The 19,757-nt window shown below is 69.8% G+C and carries 17 protein-coding genes; 9 read left to right on the top strand and 8 right to left on the bottom strand.

The features are described from left to right. Nucleotides 1–111: 111 nt before the first annotated feature. Nucleotides 112–1,716, top strand: a complete 1,605-nt coding sequence (locus tag UWG_RS0119145) for a family 20 glycosylhydrolase (RefSeq protein ID WP_016908816.1) — start codon at nt 112–114, stop codon at nt 1,714–1,716. Nucleotides 1,717–1,887: 171 nt separating this feature from the next. On the opposite strand, the gene UWG_RS0119140 is transcribed toward UWG_RS0119145, so the two are convergent. The 6 genes from UWG_RS0119140 to UWG_RS0119115 all read right to left on the bottom strand — a co-directional run bounded on the left by UWG_RS0119140 (nt 1,888) and on the right by UWG_RS0119115 (nt 7,454). After that, nucleotides 1,888–2,586 carry a GntR family transcriptional regulator gene (locus tag UWG_RS0119140; protein WP_016908815.1) on the bottom strand — a complete coding sequence of 233 codons (699 nt, stop codon included), beginning with the start codon at nt 2,584–2,586 and terminating at the stop codon, nt 1,888–1,890. Nucleotides 2,587–2,697: 111 nt separating this feature from the next. After that, entirely contained in the window at nt 2,698–3,960 is a 1,263-nt protein-coding gene (locus UWG_RS30475; protein WP_016908814.1) for a 4-hydroxybenzoate 3-monooxygenase, read from the bottom strand. Between the two features lie 101 nt (nt 3,961–4,061). After that, nucleotides 4,062–5,078, bottom strand: a complete 1,017-nt coding sequence (locus UWG_RS0119130) for a 2,5-dihydroxypyridine 5,6-dioxygenase NicX family protein (protein WP_016908813.1) — start codon at nt 5,076–5,078, stop codon at nt 4,062–4,064. Beyond that, nucleotides 5,075–6,034: an alpha/beta fold hydrolase gene (locus UWG_RS0119125; RefSeq protein ID WP_157838573.1), complete on the bottom strand. Its 960-nt coding sequence runs from the start codon at nt 6,032–6,034 to the stop codon at nt 5,075–5,077. Before UWG_RS0119125 ends, UWG_RS0119130 begins: the two co-directional genes overlap by 4 nt. Further along, nucleotides 6,031–6,786 carry a maleate cis-trans isomerase family protein gene (locus UWG_RS0119120; protein ID WP_016908811.1) on the bottom strand — a complete coding sequence of 252 codons (756 nt, stop codon included), beginning with the start codon at nt 6,784–6,786 and terminating at the stop codon, nt 6,031–6,033. The genes UWG_RS0119125 and UWG_RS0119120 overlap by 4 nt, the downstream gene beginning before the upstream one ends. Continuing rightward, a complete protein-coding gene (locus UWG_RS0119115; RefSeq protein WP_016908810.1) occupies nt 6,783–7,454 on the bottom strand; it encodes an isochorismatase family protein in 672 nt (223 codons plus the stop codon). The genes UWG_RS0119120 and UWG_RS0119115 overlap by 4 nt, the downstream gene beginning before the upstream one ends. 422 nt (nt 7,455–7,876) lie before the next feature. On the opposite strand from UWG_RS0119115, the gene UWG_RS0119110 reads away from it, so the two are divergent. Further along, nucleotides 7,877–9,403, top strand: a complete 1,527-nt coding sequence (locus UWG_RS0119110; protein WP_016908809.1) for an MFS transporter — start codon at nt 7,877–7,879, stop codon at nt 9,401–9,403. Between the two features lie 473 nt (nt 9,404–9,876). On the opposite strand, the gene UWG_RS0119105 is transcribed toward UWG_RS0119110, so the two are convergent. Next, a complete protein-coding gene (locus UWG_RS0119105; protein ID WP_016908808.1) occupies nt 9,877–10,641 on the bottom strand; it encodes a TauD/TfdA family dioxygenase in 765 nt (254 codons plus the stop codon). Nucleotides 10,642–10,880: 239 nt separating this feature from the next. Continuing rightward, nucleotides 10,881–11,819 carry a GHMP family kinase ATP-binding protein gene (locus tag UWG_RS0119100; RefSeq protein WP_016908807.1) on the bottom strand — a complete coding sequence of 313 codons (939 nt, stop codon included), beginning with the start codon at nt 11,817–11,819 and terminating at the stop codon, nt 10,881–10,883. 516 nt (nt 11,820–12,335) lie between these two features. Here UWG_RS0119100 and UWG_RS0119095 point away from each other — a divergent pair. The 7 genes from UWG_RS0119095 (at nt 12,336) to UWG_RS0119065 (ending at nt 19,369) form a co-directional block, all read left to right on the top strand. After that, nucleotides 12,336–13,109 (top strand): class I SAM-dependent methyltransferase, encoded by a 774-nt coding sequence (locus UWG_RS0119095; RefSeq protein ID WP_016908806.1) that lies wholly within the window; start codon nt 12,336–12,338, stop codon nt 13,107–13,109. A 10-nt stretch (nt 13,110–13,119) separates the two neighbouring features. Next, nucleotides 13,120–14,127 (top strand): pyridoxal-phosphate dependent enzyme, encoded by a 1,008-nt coding sequence (locus UWG_RS0119090; RefSeq protein WP_016908805.1) that lies wholly within the window; start codon nt 13,120–13,122, stop codon nt 14,125–14,127. An 85-nt stretch (nt 14,128–14,212) separates the two neighbouring features. Beyond that, nucleotides 14,213–15,058, top strand: a complete 846-nt coding sequence (locus UWG_RS0119085; RefSeq protein WP_016908804.1) for a Rossmann-like domain-containing protein — start codon at nt 14,213–14,215, stop codon at nt 15,056–15,058. Continuing rightward, entirely contained in the window at nt 15,055–16,341 is a 1,287-nt protein-coding gene (locus UWG_RS0119080) for an MFS transporter (RefSeq protein WP_016908803.1), read from the top strand. The genes UWG_RS0119085 and UWG_RS0119080 overlap by 4 nt, the downstream gene beginning before the upstream one ends. 205 nt (nt 16,342–16,546) lie before the next feature. Continuing rightward, nucleotides 16,547–17,566 (top strand): FecCD family ABC transporter permease, encoded by a 1,020-nt coding sequence (locus tag UWG_RS0119075; RefSeq protein ID WP_029391584.1) that lies wholly within the window; start codon nt 16,547–16,549, stop codon nt 17,564–17,566. Between the two features lies 1 nt (nt 17,567). Then, complete coding sequence (locus tag UWG_RS0119070; protein WP_016908801.1) at nt 17,568–18,380, top strand: ABC transporter ATP-binding protein; 813 nt, start codon at nt 17,568–17,570, stop codon at nt 18,378–18,380. Further along, a complete protein-coding gene (locus UWG_RS0119065) occupies nt 18,359–19,369 on the top strand; it encodes an ABC transporter substrate-binding protein (protein WP_016908800.1) in 1,011 nt (336 codons plus the stop codon). Before UWG_RS0119070 ends, UWG_RS0119065 begins: the two co-directional genes overlap by 22 nt. Nucleotides 19,370–19,757: the final 388 nt, after the last annotated feature.

Here is a 19,757-nt window from a genome sequence, read left to right as displayed (position 1 = left end):
TAGCGAGCTGCCCGGAGAGACTCCGGGTACCTCGGGTGATTCACCCGCACGTGACACTTCGAAAGGTCATACGTGCCCGGAACGCGACGGAAGGGAAAATACCGTACACCCATGGGACGAAAGTGGCGCTGGACGCTTCTCGTAACGGCCGCCGTCATCGCGGTCGGCCTCGTGACCACGCTCGCCGTCAACGGCCTTCCGGGAACCGGGAGTTCGCGCACGAGCAGCGACAACACGCAATCCGAACCTTCGGAAGCGGGCAGCACCCCGCCACCCGCGGGCCCCGAGCGCACGGGGCCCGAGCCGCGCACGGTGCCCGCCGTACGCGACTGGAAAGCGCAGCGCGGCACCGGATGGAAACCGCAACCCGGAGCACGCGTCGTCACCGACCGCAAGGGTCCGCTCGCCGACGAGGCGGACCTGCTCGCCGAGGAGTTGAAGCTGGACACCGCGGGCGGCAAGCCGCGCGCCGGCGACGTCGAACTCCGGCTCACCCCCGAGGCGAAGACCGGAGCCGAGGGGTACCGCCTGCGCACCGCCGACGGGCGGGTGCGCATCACGGGCGCCAAGCAGGCCGGCGTCTTCTACGGCACCCGCACCCTCCTGCAGGCCGTACGGAACCAGGAGCTCATCGCGGACGGCGAGGTCCGCGACCGCCCGGACCGGCCGCAGCGCGGCTTCCTCCTCGACATCGCGCGCAAGAACTACAGCGCCGACTGGATCGAGTCCCGCATCAAGGAGATGGGCGACCTCAAGCTCAACCAGCTCCAACTCCACTTCTCCGACGACCAGGCGTACCGGATCGCCAGCGACAGCCACCCGGAGATCGTCTCCGACCCGCACCTGACGAAGAAGCAGGTGCGCCACCTCGTCGACGTCGCGGCCTCGCGGCACATCGAGGTGGTTCCCGAGCTCGACTCGCCGGGGCACCTCGGAACGGTGCTCGACGAGCACCCGGACCTCGCGGTGCGCAGCGCCTCGGGCGAGGTGGCGCGCGGCGCCATCGACATCGGCAAGCCGAAGGCGGGCAAGCTCGTCGACGATCTGCTGCGCGAGATCGACGACCTCTTCCCCGCCAAGCAGTGGCACCTCGGCGGCGACGAGTACCCGCCGCTCCTCTCCGACGACCCCGAGTCCTCCTACCCCGGGCTCGCCTCGGTCGCCCGCGACCGCTACGGCGACGACGCGAAGATCCAGGACCTCGCGACGGCCTGGATCAACCACCGGGCCGACACCGTGCGCAAGCTCAAGCGGATGCCCCAGGTGTGGAACGACGGCATGCACGCGGGCGGCGTCGTCAAGCCCAACCGTCCGCGCACCGTCAACTACTGGACGGGCAAGGAGATGGGAGCACGCGAGCCGGCCGACTACTTCGAGGAGAAGTGGAACGTCGTCAACCTCAACGACGAGTACCTCTACTACGTCCTGGGCGAGCCGAACGACTTCACCTACCCGACCGGCGAACGCATCTACCGCGAGTGGACCCCGGCCGTCGTGCGGCACGACAAGGCCGTCCCCGACAGGTGGGCGGGCCGCGACCGCATCCTCGGCGCCCGCTTCGCCGTCTGGGGCGACATCTCCGACGCGCAGACCACCGAGCAGGTGGCGAACGGCATCCGGCTCCCGCTCGCCGCCACCGCGCAGAAGGTCTGGGACCCGCGCGAACCGCGGCTCTCCTGGAAGGAGTTCAGCGAGGCGGTGCCCGAGCAGCAGTGAGCGGCTCCCGGCCCGCTGCGACGTGGCAGCGCCGCCGTCGGCGAAGTGGCGGGTACGGACGCCCGGAGGCACGACGGGCAGCAAGGAACGCAGCTCATGGGAGGGGAGCCGCTCGGCGGGGGAGGAGGCTCCATGCCGCCGAGGGGCGTCGCGTCCGCGTCGCGGCGGGTGCTACTGCTCCGGGGAAGTCGTCCGGTCGGCCATGCCGAGGCCCTGCAGGGCGGCGAGGCGGCCGTGCTGGACGTGCATCCGGGCGACCGCGGTCGCGCCGATGGCGTCGCCGGTGGAGAAGCATCGGACGAGTTCCTCGTGTTCGCGGTGCGCCTGCCGGGCGCGCTCGCCGCGGAGCGAGGCGTTGATGTACCGCTCGCAGGAGTACCAGAGAACGCGGACGTGCCGTTGGAGCGCTCCGGGGCCCAGCCGCGCGAAGACGGCGGCGTGGAACTCACGGTGTGCGAAGAGCATCGCAGCCGGGTCGTCGGCGTCCTCCGTGCGCCGCATGCGCTCCAGGGCCGCTTCCATGGCGGTCGCCGTCTCCTCCGGATAGGCGGCGGCGGCTCGTTCGGTCGCCATCACCTCCATCAGCTCCAGCATCCGATAGGAGTCGTCGACGTCCTGTCGCCGTATCTCGGAGACGACGGCTCCGCGCCGCGGATACATCTCCAACAACCCCTCGGAGAGGAGTTCTCGGAAGGCTTCGCGCAACGGCACCCGGCTGATTCCGAGTTCCGCGGAGAGCTCCTCGACGCGAAGCCTGGTGCCCGGAGAAAGAGTGCCGAGCACGATGCGCTGGCGGAGCTGGTCCGCTGCGAAGTCGGTGAGCGTGCCGTGCGGCGGGCCGAATCCGGCGGTCGTTTGGGCGTCTTTCACTGGCGTGCGACTTTCCCCCATGGTGTCGGTGCTTTCGGCGACAGTTTGCCACGGAGCGGGGCGGTGCTGTCCGGTGGGCGTCTCACCCCGCCGGACAGCACCGCCCCGGTGTCATGGGGCGGCGGTGATGCCGCCGGGCGTCTGCTCGCGGCCCGCCCGCGGCGTCCGCGGCTCCTCACCGGGTTCGAAAGGCCAGCCCAGCGGCGGCCCGATATAGCTCTCCGCGAAGTTGCGTGCGTAGGCCGTCGAGTGGCGTAGCTGCCAGAGCCTGGACTGCTGGAGACGTTGGCGGAACGCCGCGTCAGGGCGGTCGGCGGGATAGGTGTGCATCATGTGTATCAGGGCGTGGCTGAACTCCTGCGCCTTCCAGATGTCGGGCAGCCGCCTCGCGGAGTACCGGGCGAGTGCCTTCTCCTCCCCGCCGTCCAGGAACTCGGCGAGTACGCCGTCGAGTTCGGCCGCGTCGGCGATGGCCAGATTCATGCCTTTGCCGCCGGACGGGGTGATGATGTGCGCCGCGTCGCCGAGCAGGAAGAGCCGCCCGTACTGCATCGGCTCCAGCACGCTGCTCTTCATCTCCAGCATGTTCTTGCTGAAGACCGGACCTTCGTGCAGTGTCCAGCCCGGTTTGCCCAGCCGGTGCCGAAGCTCGTGCCAGATCCGCTCGTCGGGCCAGTCCTCCACGCTGTCCTCGAAGGGGACTTGGAGGTGGAAGCGGGTGACGTCGTCCGAGCGGAGGAGGTGCCCCGCGAATCCCCGCGGATGCTGTGCGTAGACGGTCCACTCCGCCGACGGCCGGGTGCGCGCGAGCAGGGTGAGCCAGCGGAACTCGTGCTGCATGGTGTACTCGGTGAAGGACTCCCCGGGGATCGAGGCGCGGGCGGCGCCGTGCTGGCCGTCCGCGCCCGCCACCGCGTCGGCGGTGACCACCAGGCCGTTCTCGCACTCCACGCGTGGGCGGTGCTCCAGGGACGTGACGCGGTTGGCGCGGGTCTCGTAGTGGACGGTTCCGCCGGCCGCCTCGTAGGCGTCCAACAGGTCGGCCACTACTTCCTGTTGGGGGTAGACGTAGTGCGGAGTGTCGTCGTAGAGAGCCGAGTAGTCGGTGAAGAAGCTCGCGCCGTCGCTGCGGAACTCGCAGCCGTGGTGGACCGCGCCTTCCGCGTGCAGCCTCTCGGCGAGTCCGTGCCGCTCCAGGAGTTCGACGGTGCGGTGTTCCAGCAGGCCGGCCCGGGCACGGCCGAGGATCTGCGCGCGGCTGAACTTGTCGAGGACCACGGTGGGGACTCCGCGCTGTTGCAGCAGATTGGCGAGAGTCAGCCCAGCGGGGCCGGCGCCGATGATCGCGAGGCGGGACTCGATTTCCCGGGCCATGGGGCCCTCCTTACGTTCGGTGGCGAGATGGATGAGGGCGGGGGCTGCGCGCACCCGCAGCCGCAGGCCGCAGCGGATCGCCGCGGCCTGCGCGGCAGGTGTCAGTCGACGCGGTGCGGTTCCACGACGCGGCCCCCGCGGACCACGGGCTCGTCGTCGAGAAGGAGGTCGCAGCCCCGCATCGGGATGTCGAAATGGCAGGGGGTGTCGTTGGCGCCGCCCAGTTCGTTGTTGGGGCCGATGGAGAACATCACGTTGCCCTCGAAGGAACGCAGCTCCATGCCCATGCCGCCGGGGAACTGCGTCAGACCGTGCCAGTGCGCGCGCGGGTCGAGGCCCCATCCGACGTGCGACATGCCGTACCCGCGCGGGTCGTCGAAGGAGCGGATGTAGGAGGAGAGCAGATCCGCGTCGAGGCCGCCGCGGATGTCGGTGATGAACCCCTGTTCCACGGTGAGTTCGACCGGGGTGGTGGTGTAGGTGTTGAACGGCAGCAGGACGTCGCCCGGGGACATCACGATGCGTCCGTCGACGCCGTCGTCGGCGCCGCCGGTGAAAACGAAGGCGGACGGCCAGTGGTCCCAGCGCCCCGGCTCGTCGGTGTAGCCGTACTCCGAGACCGTGGGGTAGACGCCGAGTCTGTAGGTGATGTCGGTGCCCGCCTCGCTGGTGATGCGGAGCGACTCGGCGCCGGCGAGGCGGCGCTGGGCCGCTTCGACCCGCTCGCGCAGCTCGACGGTCGGGAAGAGCCGTGCGAGCAGTTCCACCGGCTCGACCGCGAGGGCGATCCTGGTGCCGGCCGCCTGGATCTCCATCTGCTCCGGGCTGAAGAGCAGGAAGACCAGGTCGATGAGGATGTCGGCCTGCTTGGCCGTCTCCACCACCTCGCGTTGCCCGGCGAGTCCGCCGCCTACCTCCCAGGCGCCGCTCGGCGGCGGCTCGGGGAGCCGGACGTGGTACGCGCGGGCGCCGAGTCGACGCGCGGCGGCCAGGAACGCGTCCGCGTAGGCGAGGCGTTCGTGCCCCTGGGACAGGACGGCGACGGTCTGGCCGTCCTCCACGGCGCAGAGCTTCAGGTAGTCGGTGCACAGGTCTGCGAGGAATGCCTGGTCGGTCACGATTGCCTCCCTGGGGCGGATCGCCCGGCGGCTCCGCCGGGCTGGTGCGGTGCGGGGTGCGTTGGCGTCCGCTGCGTGTCGGCGGGCCGGGGCGGGACCGGTTCGGCGCCGTCGTCCGGGCTCTCCGCTGCGGGCGCCGGGTCGAGAGGCGGGTGCTCCCCGCCAAGGGCCGTGCGCACGGCGTCGAGGAAGCCGTCGAGGTTGTCCCAGGGCACCATGTGCCCGGCCGAGGGCACCTCGAGGATCTGCGCCTGCGGATTCAGTCGACGGAGAGCGGCGACGTCGGCGTCCGTGACGACCGGGCTCCGGGCGCCTCGGATCAAGGTGACCGGCGCGGGGAGCCCGGCCCAGTACGGCTCGAACCGCTCGCGCTCGAAGTCGCCGTGCGTCTCCGCTACGGCCGTCGGATCGCAGGTCGGCAACTCCTGCGCCCGGATGGCCAGTTCGCGCTGCGGCCAGTGCGGATACCACCGCGCGACGCCCTCCGCGTCGGTTCCTCCGCGCGCCTCGGCGAGTTGCTCGGCGAAGGAGGAGGCCGAGGTCGGATAGGGGCGGTGCGGGCCGGAGAGCGGCGGATCGACGAGGACCAGCGGGCCGTGCGGGAGCAGTCGAGCGGTCGCGGCCGCGATGCGCGCCCCCATCGAGTGGCCCAGGAGAACGGGACGTTCGAAGCCCAGCGCCTCGGCGAGTGCGACTGCGTCCGCGGCGTACTCGGGCAGCGTGTAACCGCCGTCGGGCGCCACGGTGCCGCCTCGGCCGCGGATGTCGGGCACGTACACCCGGTACTCCCCCGACAGCGCGTGCGCCACGAAGTCGAGTGCGAGCGCCGTGCTGGTGATGCCGGGGAGCAGCAGCAGGTCCGGACTGCCCGGCTCACCGTAGCGGAGCACCCTGTGGCTCAATCCGCGTGCGTCGACTCGGAGTTCCGTACCGCGGGGACGGTAGGGGGCGTTCATCGGTGGTCACCGCCCGCCAGCGCGGCGCCGCCGGTCGAGAGGCCGAGCGGTAGGTCGAGCGCTTCCAGGAGCTCGCGAGTGGTGGCGGTCGCGGCGGTCACCACGGGGAGTCCGAAGCGTTGCTCCACCCCGGGAACGGCGTCGAGCGAGGGCATCTGGACGCAGGCGGAGAGAACGATGCCGTCGGCCCCGGTGAGGTCCAAGCCGGCGACGTGTGCGGGGAGGTCGTCGGGGTCGAGGCGGCCGACGGCACTGTTGTCGGTCACCGCGAGACTCACCGAGTCGACGACCTCCACTCCGTACCGCTCCAGATAGGCGAGCACGGTCCTCGTCAGTTCCGGTGCGTACGGAGCGACGACCGCGACCCGGCGCAGCCCGAGCGCATCGAGCGTGCGCACGAGTGCTCCCGCGCTGCTGACCACGGGCGCTTCGCAGCCGTTGCCTGCCGTGACGTCCGCGAGCCACGGCTCGATCCGCTCGTGCGCCCCCGGACCCTCCGCCATCAGCGCCACCAGGCACGCGTAGCCGAGGACGCGTACCTGGGCGTCGGAGAGCTCCCTGGCGCAGCGGTCTCCCTCCTCGACCATGGCGTGCAGCGCGGCGGCTTCGACGGTGTGGAGCTCCGCGCGGCTGGAGTGGAAGGTGAACTCCTCGCCGTACAGGGCGGTGTGTTCGCGCAGGAGCCTGGGGACCTCGGTCTCCATCGTGGTGTTGGAGCTGGGGACGACGAGTCCCACGCGGTGTGCCGTCATGCTGCTCCCCCGTGTGCGGCGGACCCTTCGGACGGCGCGGCCTTCCGGGCGCGGCCCAGGTACTCGGCGGCGTCGTCGAGCCCGACGACGTCCGCGTACTTCTGCTGGAGGTCGAAAAGGGCGGCGTCGTGCGGTGGTCGGGCCCGATCGCCCACGCAGTCGGCCACGACGAGCGTGGCGAAGCCGTGCTGCACCGAGTCCACGGCGGTGGCCCGTACGCAGCCGCTCGTCGTGGCGCCGCACACCAGGACGGTGTCGACGCGCAGGGAGCCGAGCGCCGAGGCGAGTCCGGTGCCGAAGAAGCCACTGGCCGATGCCTTGGTGAGCACGGGCTCGTCCGGCCGGGGTGCGACCGCTTGGTCGATCTGCACCGCGGGCGTTCCGCTGCGCAGCGCTGCGAGCCCCGGCGACTTGTCGAGCCAGGCGTGCGGAACGCCGGGCGGAAAGGCGATGGCGGTGTACAGCACGGGTACGCCGGCAGCCCGGGCGGCGCCGAGTAGCTGCGCGGTGGCGTCGAGCTGTGGACGGAGGTCCGCGCCGGTAGGCAAGTCGGGGTCGGTGAAGCCGAGTTGAAGATCGACCACGACGACGGCGGGACGCACGCCACGGGGAGCGCTGCTGCCGAAACCGGCGCTCCTGTAGCGGTCCAGCAGGTGGGGGTCGGTCACGGGAGGCACCTCTCGGGGAGGGAGTGACGGGTCGGATGGCAGGGCTGCGGTGGTGAACACCACGTCCGGAGCACCGAGTCGGTACGGACGGCGCGGCCCGGGCACCATGGGAAACTTAATTAAATCTGCCGTCAACCGGTAGGCGCAGTTGTCTTGGTTTCCCAATGCCAAAATCGACGATTGGTCGGTTTTGCGCCATCAAAAAGCCTGTGTGCAGGGCAGATTGAGCGGTGAAGTGAGTCGGGTCGGAGGTGTCGGGTCGACCGAGTTTGGCACGACCGTTGACAGCGTCCGTATTAAGTATGCATTGATGGTGCCGCCGCGAGCCCCCGTCGACTCATGGCGGCCGGCAGCGCGGCCGATCCCCGACGGGCTCACCGCCCCCTGTACGCAACCGCCCCCTCTGCGGAAGCGAGACCGACATGTCGCAAACCCACCTCGCGGACCGGGACCGTCCGCCCACAGCAGGCAGGCGTTCCTACCGGATGCTGTGGATCATGCTCTTCGGCGGCTGGCTCTTCGCCTACGCCGATCGCGCCATCACCGGACCTGTCGTCACATGGATGATCGACAACGACGTTTCGTTCATGCACGCGGCGCAGAACCCGCACGCGCTCGGCGGCCTCATCGGCAGCCTCTTCTTCGCCGGCTACATGCTCACGCAACTGCCCAGCGGCAGCCTCGGCGACCGGTACGGGCACGCCACGATGCTCGTCGTCTCGTTCGTCTGGGCCGGCGTCGCCACGATCATCAGCGGTGCCATCACTGGGCTGTTCGTCTTCGTCGCGATGCGCGTGCTGACAGGGCTCGGCGAGGGCGCGTTCTACTCCAACGACCGCGCCCTGATCGTCGCTCACACCCCCGCGCCCGAGCGCAGTCTGGGGCTCGGGGTCGCCATCACCGGGCTCGCGTTCGGGCTCACCGTCGCCAACATCGCAGCACCGCCGCTGCTCGATTTCGGCGCCTCGGTACTCGGCAAGGAGCAGGGATGGCGGATGCCGTTCCTGATCTTCGGGGTGCTCACGCTCCTTGTCTCCGCCGTGATGTGGTGGTTCCTGCGACGCCTCGTCGGCAGGCTGCGCCCCGGGAGGCCGGCGCTGCGGCTGCTCGGTGTCTCGGCGGTCTTCTGCGCGTTGATCATGGCCCTGTTCTGGGCCAGCGACAGCCTCGGACTCCCGGAGTGGGCTTCCGCTTTGGCACAGGTGGCGTTGGCGCTGGCGATCGTCTTCGTCATGCGCCGCCGCGGCGCCTTCGGGCAGCCGCGGGCCCGGCGGGGCGGTAGCGGCGTCATCGACAGGGAGACGCTGCTCATCTACGTCGCCGGTATCGCCATCCTGTGGAGCATCTGGCTCTTCGGGTACTGGTCGGTGGCGATCGTCTCGTCGGCTGCGGACTCCTCGCTCGTCGAGGCGGGGCTCACCGCGGCCTTCAACGCGGGCGCCGGCATCATCGGCTTCCCCGTCGGCGGCTGGCTCTCCGACCGTGCCCTGCAACGCGGTTGGGGCCGGCGCAACCTGCTCATCGCCGCCACCGTCGCGCAGGGCGTGCTTGTCCTGCTCTTCGGCATCTACCTCCAGAACGTCCAGCAGCCCTCGTTGTGGGTGATGGGGCTGCTGCTCTTCGCAACCGGGCTCTTCCTCAACGCCGTCCAGCCGATGTCCCAGGCGCTCACGGCCGATCTCGTAAGGGACGAGTCCCGCGGCGCCGCCTTCGGGATGTGGAACCTGATCGCGGAAATCGGCGCGGTCGCCAGCCCCGTTGTCTCCGGCGCCCTGCGGGACACCACGGGGAGTTGGTCGACCGCGGTCTACGTGGACGCGGGGCTGGTGCTGGCGAGCGCGTTCCTCTACCTGGGTGTGCGCCGTACCGGACCGCTCGCACGGGACGACGCAGGCCCGGAGGGCGGTCCCGCGCACGGCGAGTCCGTCGTGGCGTCCGCCGGCGACTGAGCGAGCCGAACGGTGGAAGGGAGGCGGGGACGACCGCTTCTGCCGGCCGACGCCCCTGTCCCGTGGGAACGCCCCGTTCCCACGGGACAGTCGGTATCGGCTGTGGACAGGAAGCCGTCACGCTCCGGAGGAGGACGTGGTCCGCCAGTTCGAAACCTGGCTGCGTGCTGTTCGGAAGGCGCTGTACGCGCCTGCGCGGGCGAGCAGTTCCGAGTTCCTCGATGCGACCGTCGGAGAGGACCGCGGTCCGGTCCGGCGGAGGCGATGGGGGACAGGCGCTGCGGCACCCGGTACGGCACGAGCAGCGGCGTGGTGGCCTTCCACCGGGCGCGTCGTGGCGGGTGTTGCCGGAACGGCCGTGGGTCTCTCCGGGGACGAGAGGGCAGCCCCGCAGACTCGTTGAAGACGGACGCCATTGCTGATTGTTCGTGGGCGCCGCGGCTCACGGGAGGCCCGGGCCGTCGCCGCGCGGGTCAGCGGGCGTCCGCGCTGAGCAGGGTGAGGATGCGGGTCGTCCGCTCGCCGGTGTGTGCGTCCCTGCCGTGCCAGCAGCGGTAGTTGTCGAGGATCAGGACGTCCCCTTCTTCGAGCGGGAACCGGGGCAGCGTGCTCTCCAACTCGCGGACACTCTCGTCGAAGCGCCGCAGCATGGCCTCGACGTGCTCCGTGTCCGGGTCACGGTGCAGGGGCACGGCACCGTCGGAGCGGCGCACGATCCGCCGGCCCGAGCGCGTGTACTCGACGTGCCGGCCCGCTCGAGGGGTCGAGGGCAGGCCCCGCAGGCCCGTCCAGGCTCCGTAGAAGTCGACGTCGGCACGTGTCAGGAACTCCCACAGCTCCGGGTCCCCGGTTTCGAGGGTGTCCACGAAGCGGTACGCGTCGGCCACGAAGGATTCTCCTCCCGACGACGGCGGTCGGGTGAGCTGCACGAGGGCGTAATCCTCGTCGGGGTGGCGCCGACGTGCGGGTACCCCGGCCACGTCCACCACCACATCGAAGCTGTCCGCGTGCAGATGCACCTGCGCCCCTTCGGACGAGGACCGCTGACGCTGCGGGAAGAGCTGCCGCAGCCGCTCACCCAGGGCGAAGGCGGCCGCGACCGTCAGGGCCCGCGGCGAGGACTCCTGACCTGTCAGCACGACGGCGCCGTCCTGAGCGAGGCCGCGCGCGACCGCCTCGGCACATCCCGTGCCGAGACGTTGCGGGACCAGGCCGATCTCGGTGAGCGTCTCCTGCATTGCTGTTCGTGTCCCTTCGGCGGTTCGGTCATGCACCGACGTGTTGTGCAACGCGGGATCGTCGAGGGGACTTTGCGCCCTGACCACGGAGCGACTCGTCCCACCATCGCCGCCAACGGTACGCAGAATACGGACGGATCGGCTCGGCTTCCGTTCCCACGCATGCGGTCGGCGTTCGCGTCTCCGCGACGGTGTGCATGGCGGGCTCCCCGCTCTCACCACCGGCCGGCGTACGTCCCTCAGGCGGTGAGCAGACGTTCGGCGGTGGGAGCGTGCACGCCGGGGAAGCTGAGCGTCCGGTAGACGGCGACGCCGCCGGCCAGTTCGGCGCATGCACGGGCCGCCTCCGTGGCCCTGCGCGTGGACGACGGATCACGCGAGTCCAGCAGCACTCCGAGAGTCGTGCCGCTGTGCCCGACAGCCACACCGAGGCCGCCCACCTCGCGGCAGATCTCCAACATCGGCTCCAGCGACCGCTTGTAGCGGAGCGGCTGATTCATCAGCGCGCTGCGGGTCGCGACCCTGCCCACCTCTGCCAGGTCGTGACGCGGGACGGCGTCGGCGAGCCGGTCCAGCAGGCGCGCGTACTCGCAACTCTGCACTGCGGAGAAGGACTTGGGTACGCGGTTGTGGGCGACGGTGTCCACCGCGCCGCCCTCGTCGACCCCCACCACGGTCATGGCCGGAAGGGACCCGAGGACCGCCCGGAGCCGCACTGCCCGGTGGTGGAACGCGACGATCCCCGGGTAGAGCACACCGTCCGTCGGCTCGATCCGGGCCAGCAGCCGCTCGATCCTGCTGGGGGGCATCGGCGTGCCGAGTGCCTTCGCCACGGCCCGGGCGGTGGCGACGAGGTCCGCCGACGAACTGGCCAGCCCTTTGCCCTCGGGGATCGCGCTGTTGAGGGTAAGGACACCCGCGACGGGACGGCGCTCCTCCTCGGCGATCAAGCAGACCAGTCGCAGCGCCTTCTTCTTGTGCGGGGGCCGGACGCTGATGCCTCCCGACCCTGGCTCCTGGCGGAAGGCCGCCATGCTCCACCGGGCGACCGGCAGGGTCACCAGGAAGTCGCCGCCGTCCTCCGGCAGTGCCCCCTGGAGCAGTTCGCCGAAGGTGCCGAAGGCCGTGCCCGTGCCCGTCGGCACCTGTCGCGGTGTCACGTTGCCGGAGCGCTTCACGTGTTCCTCTCTTTTCTTCCTTCGTTGCCTCCTTGCGGCCGTCGGTCACCGCACTGTGCAGGCAGCCTCGGGTCCCGTACTCGGGCAGGGACCGGTTGAACGGCCGAGCAGGGAGCTTCTCGCGTGCGGGCAGGGCCAGGTGACGGCGTGGTGGCGCCGGAGTGGAGGAGCTGATGCGCGGGTATCGATGATGCGGCAGGTGAAAGTGATAATCGTTCTAACCCATCCCGCGCGAGGGGGCAAGTCGCTCCCTCCGTCAGGACCCTTGCGGGTGACCGAGGGATGGCCTGCGCGGTGCCGCCGCGATACCGCTCTTGACAATCATTTCCATCTGATCGATGCTCACTGACGCGGGCGAGGCGGACGTTCGGACGCAGCCGCCCGCATCCGTCGCTCCGCGTACGCCCGGCGACAAATGCGGTGGCATGCCCAGGAGTTGCCCTCCCTCGCGAGGCGTGCCATGACGCAGTGGTGCAGCCGGGACGGACTCGCGGCAACCCCGAGCAGGAGGAGCCAATGGGCGAGCAGACCCGCACGAGGGCGGCGCTGACCGACGACGAGTCCACGGCGTGGGCTCTTCACGGCACGCTTCCGTACACGCTTCCCGTGGACGAGATCGTCGCCCTGAACACTCCCAAGGCCGATCTCCACACACCGCGCACGTACGCCTATCGGGACTGGTCGTTCGAGGTTCCGCCCGGTGTCTTCATGCCAGGAGAGACGAGCCGAATGATCCACGACCGCCTGTACGACGGCACCATCCCCGTCGGCGGCAGGTCGTACGCCGCAATGGGGGTCGGCCTGGGCGTCGAGGCGGTCGTCGCCGGGCTTCGCGGGGCGAGGGAGATCCACGCGATGGACGTCGATCCCGAGAGCGTCCGGGCGACGACGGGAGCCTACGAGCGGATCGTCGGCGAACGGCCCGGAACCCGCTTCCGCCCGAGAGTCTCCGACTTGTTCGGCAGCGTCCCGGACGGGTCGGAGTTCGACGTCGTCACCTTCAACCCGCCCGCCGTGCGGGAAGCGGTGAGTGAAGACCCGGTCGTCGTGCGGAACGTGTGCGCGGGGATCGGTGTGGTCCGGGAGTTCTTCGACCAAGTCGTCCAGCGGAACCTGCTGGCGAGCGACGGCGAGATCTACCTCATCGTCTCCAACACCTCGGAACTGCGGAACATCGTCGCGTACGCGATCGGAGCCGGGTTCGTGCCCGAGGTGGTCCACCATCAGACGTGGGACACCGACAACGCGCAGACCTTCCTGTTCAAGTTGCGACAGAGCGCAACGGTCTGACGGGCCCGGGATGCACTCACACATCGCGGAAGCGATCAAGCAGCCCGACCTGATCCGCGTTCGGCCGGACCTGTTCTGTCTGCGATTCGAATCGATGAAGGTCTACTCGGCCCTGGGGGCGGTTCGCCATCTGCTCGACTCGGGGGCCGTACAGGAGGGCGACACCCTCATCGACAGTTCCAGCGGCATCTACGCGCATGCGTTGGCGCTCGCTTGCCACCGCTTCGGGCTCAGGTGCCACATCGTGGGCTCCGCGACCGTGGACCGAACACTCCGCGTCCAACTGGAGATACTCGGCGCCACATTGGAACAGGTCGAGCCCTCGAAGAACCTCCGCCTCGACCAGGAGCTGCGGGTCCGCCGGGTCTCCGAGATCCTCGCGGGAAATCCGTCGTACCACTGGATGCGGCAGTACCACGACGGAATCCACTATTACGGCTACCGTGAGGTCGCCGAAATCCTGGACAGGGAAATCCCGGCCGGCGCGGTCACGTTGGTCGGCGGCGTCGGCTCGGGGGCGTCGACCGGCGCCCTCGCCACCTACCTGGCAGAGGCCGGCCGGGACGCGTGCGTCGTGGGTGTACAGCCCTTCGGCAGCGTGACGTTCGGTTCTGAGCACGTGCCGGACCCTGACATGATCATCGCCGGTATAGGCAGCGCCATCGAGTTCCGGAACGTCCGGCACGAGCTGTACGACCGAATCCACTGGGTCAACTTCGCATGCGCCCTGTCGGGCTCCGTCGAACTGCTGCGCAGCACGGGCATATTCGCGGGTCTGTCGGCCGGGGCCGCGTACCTGACCACCCTCTGGGAACGCCGCGGGCGCGGCTTCCGCACGTACGTCTTCATCGCGGCCGACACCGGTCACCGCTACGTGGAAGACGCCTACGCGCAGCATCGCGACGCCTGGGACATCGAGTTCTTGAGGCCCCACGAGATCGCCTCTCTCGATGAACTGAAGCCTCCCTGGTCGGCGGCTTCGTGGCGTGACATCCCGCCGCGCACGCACCGCGGTTGACGCTGCTCCCGCACCGGACCCGGCAGTCCTCCGCCTGCTCGCAGCGCCGCACCACCACACCCGCCATTCGACGAGAGAACCGAGAATGCCCTATCCGAAACCGCACACGATCGCGGAACTGACCGAGGGAATACTGGACGGGACCTGCGGTCCCGATCCGAAGGGCGTGACCGTCACCAGCGCCTTCTGGCTCTACCACACCACGCGGCTCGCGGGCGGTGAGGTCACTTACCACAACCACTATCTCCTGCTGCGGGTCGGGGAAGGCTTTGGCGCCTGTTCTTTCGAAGCGGGCGAACTCGGCCCCGATTTCTGCGAGAACGCCTCGGGTTTCACCCTGGACACGCTCCTGCGCAGCGAAATCCCCGCCGTACGTGTCGCCGCACTCGACGCCTATCTCTCCCGCGTGCGGCCGCACCGGGAGGCCGAAGAGGCCGAGCCGGTCACACTCCCCACGGGAACGCCGGAGGTGCGGGCGAGGGCGCGGGACGCCGCCGTGGCCGAACTCCTCGACCTCGAGCCGGATGCGCGGGTCGCCCTGATCGGTGTGGTGAATCCGCTGATCGAAGCGATACATGACCGGGGCGGAGTCTGTCTGCCGTGCGATCTCAACCTGCGCACCACCCAGTGGGGGGAGCCGGTCTCGGACGACATGACGGAAGTGCTGGAGCAGGCCGACGCCGTGGTGGCGACCGGGATGACCCTCGGCAACGGCACCTTCGACCTGATCCTCGAGCACTGCCGACGGCACGACGTCCCGTTGGTGGTCTACGCACAGACCGGCAGCGCCGTCGCCCGCGCGTTCCTCTCCAGCGGCGTCACCGCCCTCTCGGCAGAGACCTTCCCGTTCTCGCAGTTCAGCGCAGATGCGACCGTCCTCTACCGTTATCGGGCCGACGGCTCCACGACGAAGCTCGAGGAAGCGTCGTGAGCGCCGGCACCGGGGCCACGCAGGTGAGGCGGAAAGCCCCCGAGACGGGCGAGCAGCTTCCGGGCGACCTGAAGATGACGCGCACCCTGTGGCCGATCCTGCTCGCCTCGGCGGTCGGGCTGCTGCCTTTCACCATCTTCAGTACGTACCTGGTGCCGATCGCGGAAGGGTCGGGGAGCAGCGTCGCCGCGATGGGCGGACTACGCGGACTCGGTGGCCTCGCGGCCCTGTTGGTCGGTACGGCACTGGCACCGTTGATCGACCGCGTCCGCAAGGAGTGGGCGGCCGCCGGCGGACTCGGGGTGCTGGCGGTCTCAACCGCTCTCGGAGCAAGCGGCGAATACGTCCTCCTTGTGGCGTTCTGCCTGCTCGTCGGTGCGGGGACGGCCGTACTCAACCCGGCTCTGACCGCGGCGGCAGCCGACCGGTTCGGCTCCGGCAAGGCCGCCAGCAGAGCGGCGACGCTGGTGACGGCCACCCAGTCCATGACGGCCATGCTGGCGGCGCCCGTCATCGCGCTGCCCGCCATGTTCTGGGGATGGGAGGGGGACCTCCTCGCCGTGACGGCCGTCTCGCTGCTGCTCGCGGTCGTCCTGCTCTGGCGGCGAACGCCGCCCGGTGCGGAGGAAGAGGCGGACAGCGGAGAGAAGTTGACGTACTTCGCCTCCTTCAAGGCACTCGCCGCGGTGCGGGGCGCCGTGCCGCTGCTGTCGATCTCCCTTCTCCGTACCGCCGTTTTCATGGGGTACCTCGCGTACCTGGCCGCGTACTACGACAGCCGCTTCCAGCTCGACCCCGGACTCTTCTCGTTCGTCTGGACGTTGAGCGGCGCTTCGTTCTTCGTGGCCAACCTCCTCACGGGGCGGCTCACCAACTCGGTTCAGCAGGGCGTTCGTACCGAGTATCTGCTGGTACTCGGCCTCGTCGCCGTCCTCGTCACCGTCGTCGGCTTCTACTTCACGCACTGGCTGCCGCTGGCTCTCGCCCTCACCTCACTCCATGCAGCCAGCCATGCGGTCGTGGCCGCCTGCGCCGTGAGTCTGCTGGTGAGGCGCTGCGGGCCGTTGCGCGGGTCCGCGCTGAGCATCAACGCGGCGGGGATGAGCCTCGGCGTCTTCCTCGGCGCCTCTCTCGGCGGCCTGGGGCTGGGCATCGCCGGCTACGCCGGAGTGGCCGTCGCGTTCGGCGTCCTCACCGCGGCGGCATTGGGCGCCGGCTTCCTGGTCTCCCGTATTCCGGTCGGGCAGGGCGGCAACGGCCGCGAGGAGTACGGGAGCTCGTGAGAGGCGCCTGCGGTCTCGTGACCCGCTTTCCTGACCCGTCCCTCGCGACGACCACGGTCCGCGTCGACCGTTCCGGAAAGGACTGCGTATGCACCCGTCAGCATCCGCCGAGCCGACTGTGAGCACCGACTCCGGTGAGCGGGGCGGGACGGCGGGCGACGCTCCGGGGGTGCCCTTCTCCGGGCGCTCCCCGGGCAGGGGTGCGGTGCCGCTCTGCGCTGCCCTCCTCGCCCTGCTGCTGGTATCCGTTGTGGTGGCGATCGGTCTGGGAACCGCAGTGATCACGCCCGGCGACACCGCCCGGTACTTGTGGGCGGCGCTCAGCGGAGAGGAGATCGGCGCGAGCGAGGCGACGGCGTACCGGATCGTCTGGGAGATCCGCACGCCACGCGTGCTGCTGGCCGCGCTCGTCGGGGCGGGGCTGAGCACCATCGGGGTCGCCATCCAGGCAATGGTGCGCAACGCGCTGGCGGACCCTTACGTCCTGGGCGTCTCCTCCGGAGCGTCCGTCGGCGCCGTCGGCGTCACCGTCACCGGCGGACTCGCCGGGCTCGGTGTCTACGCCGTGTCGGCCGGCGCCTTTCTCGGTGCGCTGACGGCGTCCGCCCTCGTGTACGCCGCTTCCGTCAGCCGGGGGCGGCTGTCGCCGCTGCGGCTCATCCTGACCGGCGTCGCCATGGCGCTCGGCTTCCAGGCCGTGATGAGCGTGATCATCTATCTGATCCCGAACAGTGAGGCCACCAGCACGATCCTGTACTGGACCATGGGCAGCTTCGGTGCCGCGACGTGGGCAGCGCTGCCCGCGGTCGCCGTGGCGGTGCTGGTCGGCACCGCCGTGCTGAACCGCTGCAGCCGCGCCCTGGACGTGATGGCGCTCGGTGACGAGTCGGCGGCGAGCCTGGGCATCGACCCCGATCGGCACCGCAAGGGCCTCCTGGTCCTCGTCTCGCTCGTCACCGGTGCCATGGTCGCCGTCAGCGGGGCCATCAGTTTCGTCGGCCTGGTCATGCCGCACCTGGTGCGCATGGTCGTCGGGTCCACCCACGCGCGTGTGCTCGCGGTCAGTCCGCTCGCCGGAGCGGTCTTCATGGTGTGGGTGGATCTCGTGGCCCGCACGCTCGTGGCCCCACGGGAGTTGCCCCTCGGCGTCATCACCGCCCTGATCGGCGTCCCGGTCTTCGTCACGCTGATGCGCCGCAGGGCCTACATGTTCGGAGCACGCTGAGATGGACCTCACCCTCGACCGGCTCTCCGTCGTCACCGACGGCAAGAAGCTCCTGAGCGACCTGTCCCTGACCGTGGCCGACGGCCGGTGCGTCGGCCTCATCGGGCCCAACGGCAGCGGTAAGTCCACGGCTCTCAAGTGCATCTACCGGGCGCTGCGGCCGAGTTCCGGCACGGTCCGGCTCGGAGAGGAGGAACTTTCGCGGCTGAGCATGCGCCGGAGTGCGCAACTGGTCGCCGCCCTGGTACAGGACGGGGAGATCGACCTCGACTTCACCGTGGAGGAGGTCGTCGCGCTCGGCCGTACGCCCCACGCCCGGGGCAACCAGGCGCCGAGCTCCAGGGAGCGCGGGCTGTGCGAGCAGGCCATGCGGCAGGTGGACATCGGCCACCTGGCCCGGCGCGGCGTGCTGACGCTTTCGGGCGGCGAGCGCCAACGCGTCCTCGTGGCCCGCGCTCTCGTCCAGGAGCCCACGATCCTCGTCCTCGACGAGCCGACCAACCACCTCGACGTACGGCACCAGGTGGAGCTGCTGTCGCTGCTGCGCGGCACCGGCCTGACCACGCTGGTCGTCCTGCACGACCTCAATCTCGCGGCAGCGGCCTGCGACCGGCTCGGCGTCCTCTCCGAAGGACGCCTGGTCGCCACCGGAACCCCCGAGAAGATCCTGACCACGGAACTCGTGCACGACGTCTTCGGCGTCCGCACCACCGTCGTCAGCCACCCGCTCACCGGTGACCCGCAGTTGCTGTACTCCCTCGACCCTCCCGCACCGAACGGAAGTGACACCCCATGTCCCTCGTACGGCGACTGAACTCCGCACGGCGACGCACCGTCGCCGGAACGACCGCGGCCACCGCCCTCCTGCTCAGCGGATGCGGAGCAGACGTCGCAACCGACGGGAAGGAAGCCGAGACGGTCGGCGTCAAGAGGTGCGGTGAGCCGGTCCGTTACACCGTCCCGGAGCGCACGGTCGCTTACGAGGGCGGCAGCGCCGACAAGCTCTTCAGCCTCGGCCTGACCAAGCATGTGTACGGCTACGTCATGCCACCGGCCAACCCTCCCGTGCGGGAATCGCCGTGGGCTTCCGAATACGCCAAGGTGAAGAAGCTCAGCGACGACCTCCTCAACAAGGAACTCGTCGTCGACGCCAAGGCGGACTTGGTGGTGGCCGGCTGGAACTCCGGTTTCAGCGACCAGCGCGGCATCACGCCCGAGATCCTCGACAAGCTCGGAATCCAGAGCTTCATGCACACCGAGAGCTGCTACAACTACCCGAAGTACCCGGAAAAGAAAACGCCTTTCGAGGCCCTCCACGCCGACCTGGAACGTCTGGGGAAGATCTTCAAGGTGGAGGAGCGGGCGAAGAAAGTCGTCGACGAACTCAAGCAGCGAGAGCAGGCCGTGTCCGCGAAGGCGCCCAAGGGCGGCCCCGTGCCCGTCTTCCTCTACGACTCGGGCACGGACCAGCCCTTCACCGCCGGAAACCAGGTCCCGCCCGACGACATCATCAAGAAGGCCGGCGGAAAGAACGTCTTCGCGGACCTCGACGAGCGCTGGACGCAGGTGAATTGGGAGAGCGTCACCGAGGCCGAGCCCGAGGTCGTCATCGTCCTCGACTACGGGGACAAACCCGCCGAGAAGAAGATCGACTTCCTCAGGAAGTCACCGCAGACCAAGGAGATGCCCGCCGTGAAGAAGAACAACTTCTTCGTCCTCGACTACAACGAGGGAATCAGCGGTCCCCGCAACATCGACGGCCTGGAGAAGTTCGGTGAATATCTGCGCGAGCTGGAGGGGTGAGAGTACGGCGCGTCCCCGTCGCCGATTCGTCCAACCACCCCTCAGCGGCCTTCGGTCGAGGTGGCCCGAGACGCATCTCGCGGGACGGCTCGGCTTGTTCCTGGAACGACCCGGGGAACGGGAGGGGCAAGACGGCCTGGCGGCGCTCGTTCCGGCGGGCGGATTCGGCCCGGTAATCGGCGCAGTGTCTTCACACGTGCTTCGAGCCGGCAACCGGCTTGCGGGGCAGTGACCGACCAGGTGCAGCTCATCCGTGCGCGCCTCAGTGCGGAAGCGCATTCGCCGCGCCGAGCCTCGACAGGTTCCGGTGACCGGCGCGGGCCTCGGTCACCGGACGGTCGCCGGTATCGATCCGGTCGTCCGCTCGGTCTGGGCGCCCTCGGCCCAC

Origin of the sequence: Streptomyces xiaopingdaonensis (assembly GCF_000262345.1) — a bacterium.
Classification (GTDB): Bacteria; Actinomycetota; Actinomycetes; order Streptomycetales; family Streptomycetaceae; genus Streptomyces; species Streptomyces xiaopingdaonensis.
This window is presented reverse-complemented; position numbering and strand designations above follow the sequence as displayed.

What these genes read in the sequence shown, in the direction of transcription:
- UWG_RS0119145 (WP_016908816.1), top strand. Translation starts at nt 112, where the DNA reads ATGGGACGAAAGTGGCGCTGGACGCTTCTCGTAACGGCCGCCGTCATC.
- UWG_RS30475 (WP_016908814.1), bottom strand. Translation starts at nt 3,960, where the DNA reads ATGGCCCGGGAAATCGAGTCCCGCCTCGCGATCATCGGCGCCGGCCCC.
- UWG_RS0119125 (WP_157838573.1), bottom strand. Translation starts at nt 6,034, where the DNA reads ATGAACGCCCCCTACCGTCCCCGCGGTACGGAACTCCGAGTCGACGCA.
- UWG_RS0119120 (WP_016908811.1), bottom strand. Translation starts at nt 6,786, where the DNA reads ATGACGGCACACCGCGTGGGACTCGTCGTCCCCAGCTCCAACACCACG.
- UWG_RS0119110 (WP_016908809.1), top strand. Translation starts at nt 7,877, where the DNA reads ATGTCGCAAACCCACCTCGCGGACCGGGACCGTCCGCCCACAGCAGGC.
- UWG_RS0119105 (WP_016908808.1), bottom strand. Translation starts at nt 10,641, where the DNA reads ATGCAGGAGACGCTCACCGAGATCGGCCTGGTCCCGCAACGTCTCGGC.
- UWG_RS0119095 (WP_016908806.1), top strand. Translation starts at nt 12,336, where the DNA reads ATGGGCGAGCAGACCCGCACGAGGGCGGCGCTGACCGACGACGAGTCC.
- UWG_RS0119090 (WP_016908805.1), top strand. Translation starts at nt 13,120, where the DNA reads ATGCACTCACACATCGCGGAAGCGATCAAGCAGCCCGACCTGATCCGC.
- UWG_RS0119085 (WP_016908804.1), top strand. Translation starts at nt 14,213, where the DNA reads ATGCCCTATCCGAAACCGCACACGATCGCGGAACTGACCGAGGGAATA.
- UWG_RS0119070 (WP_016908801.1), top strand. Translation starts at nt 17,568, where the DNA reads ATGGACCTCACCCTCGACCGGCTCTCCGTCGTCACCGACGGCAAGAAG.
- UWG_RS0119065 (WP_016908800.1), top strand. Translation starts at nt 18,359, where the DNA reads ATGTCCCTCGTACGGCGACTGAACTCCGCACGGCGACGCACCGTCGCC.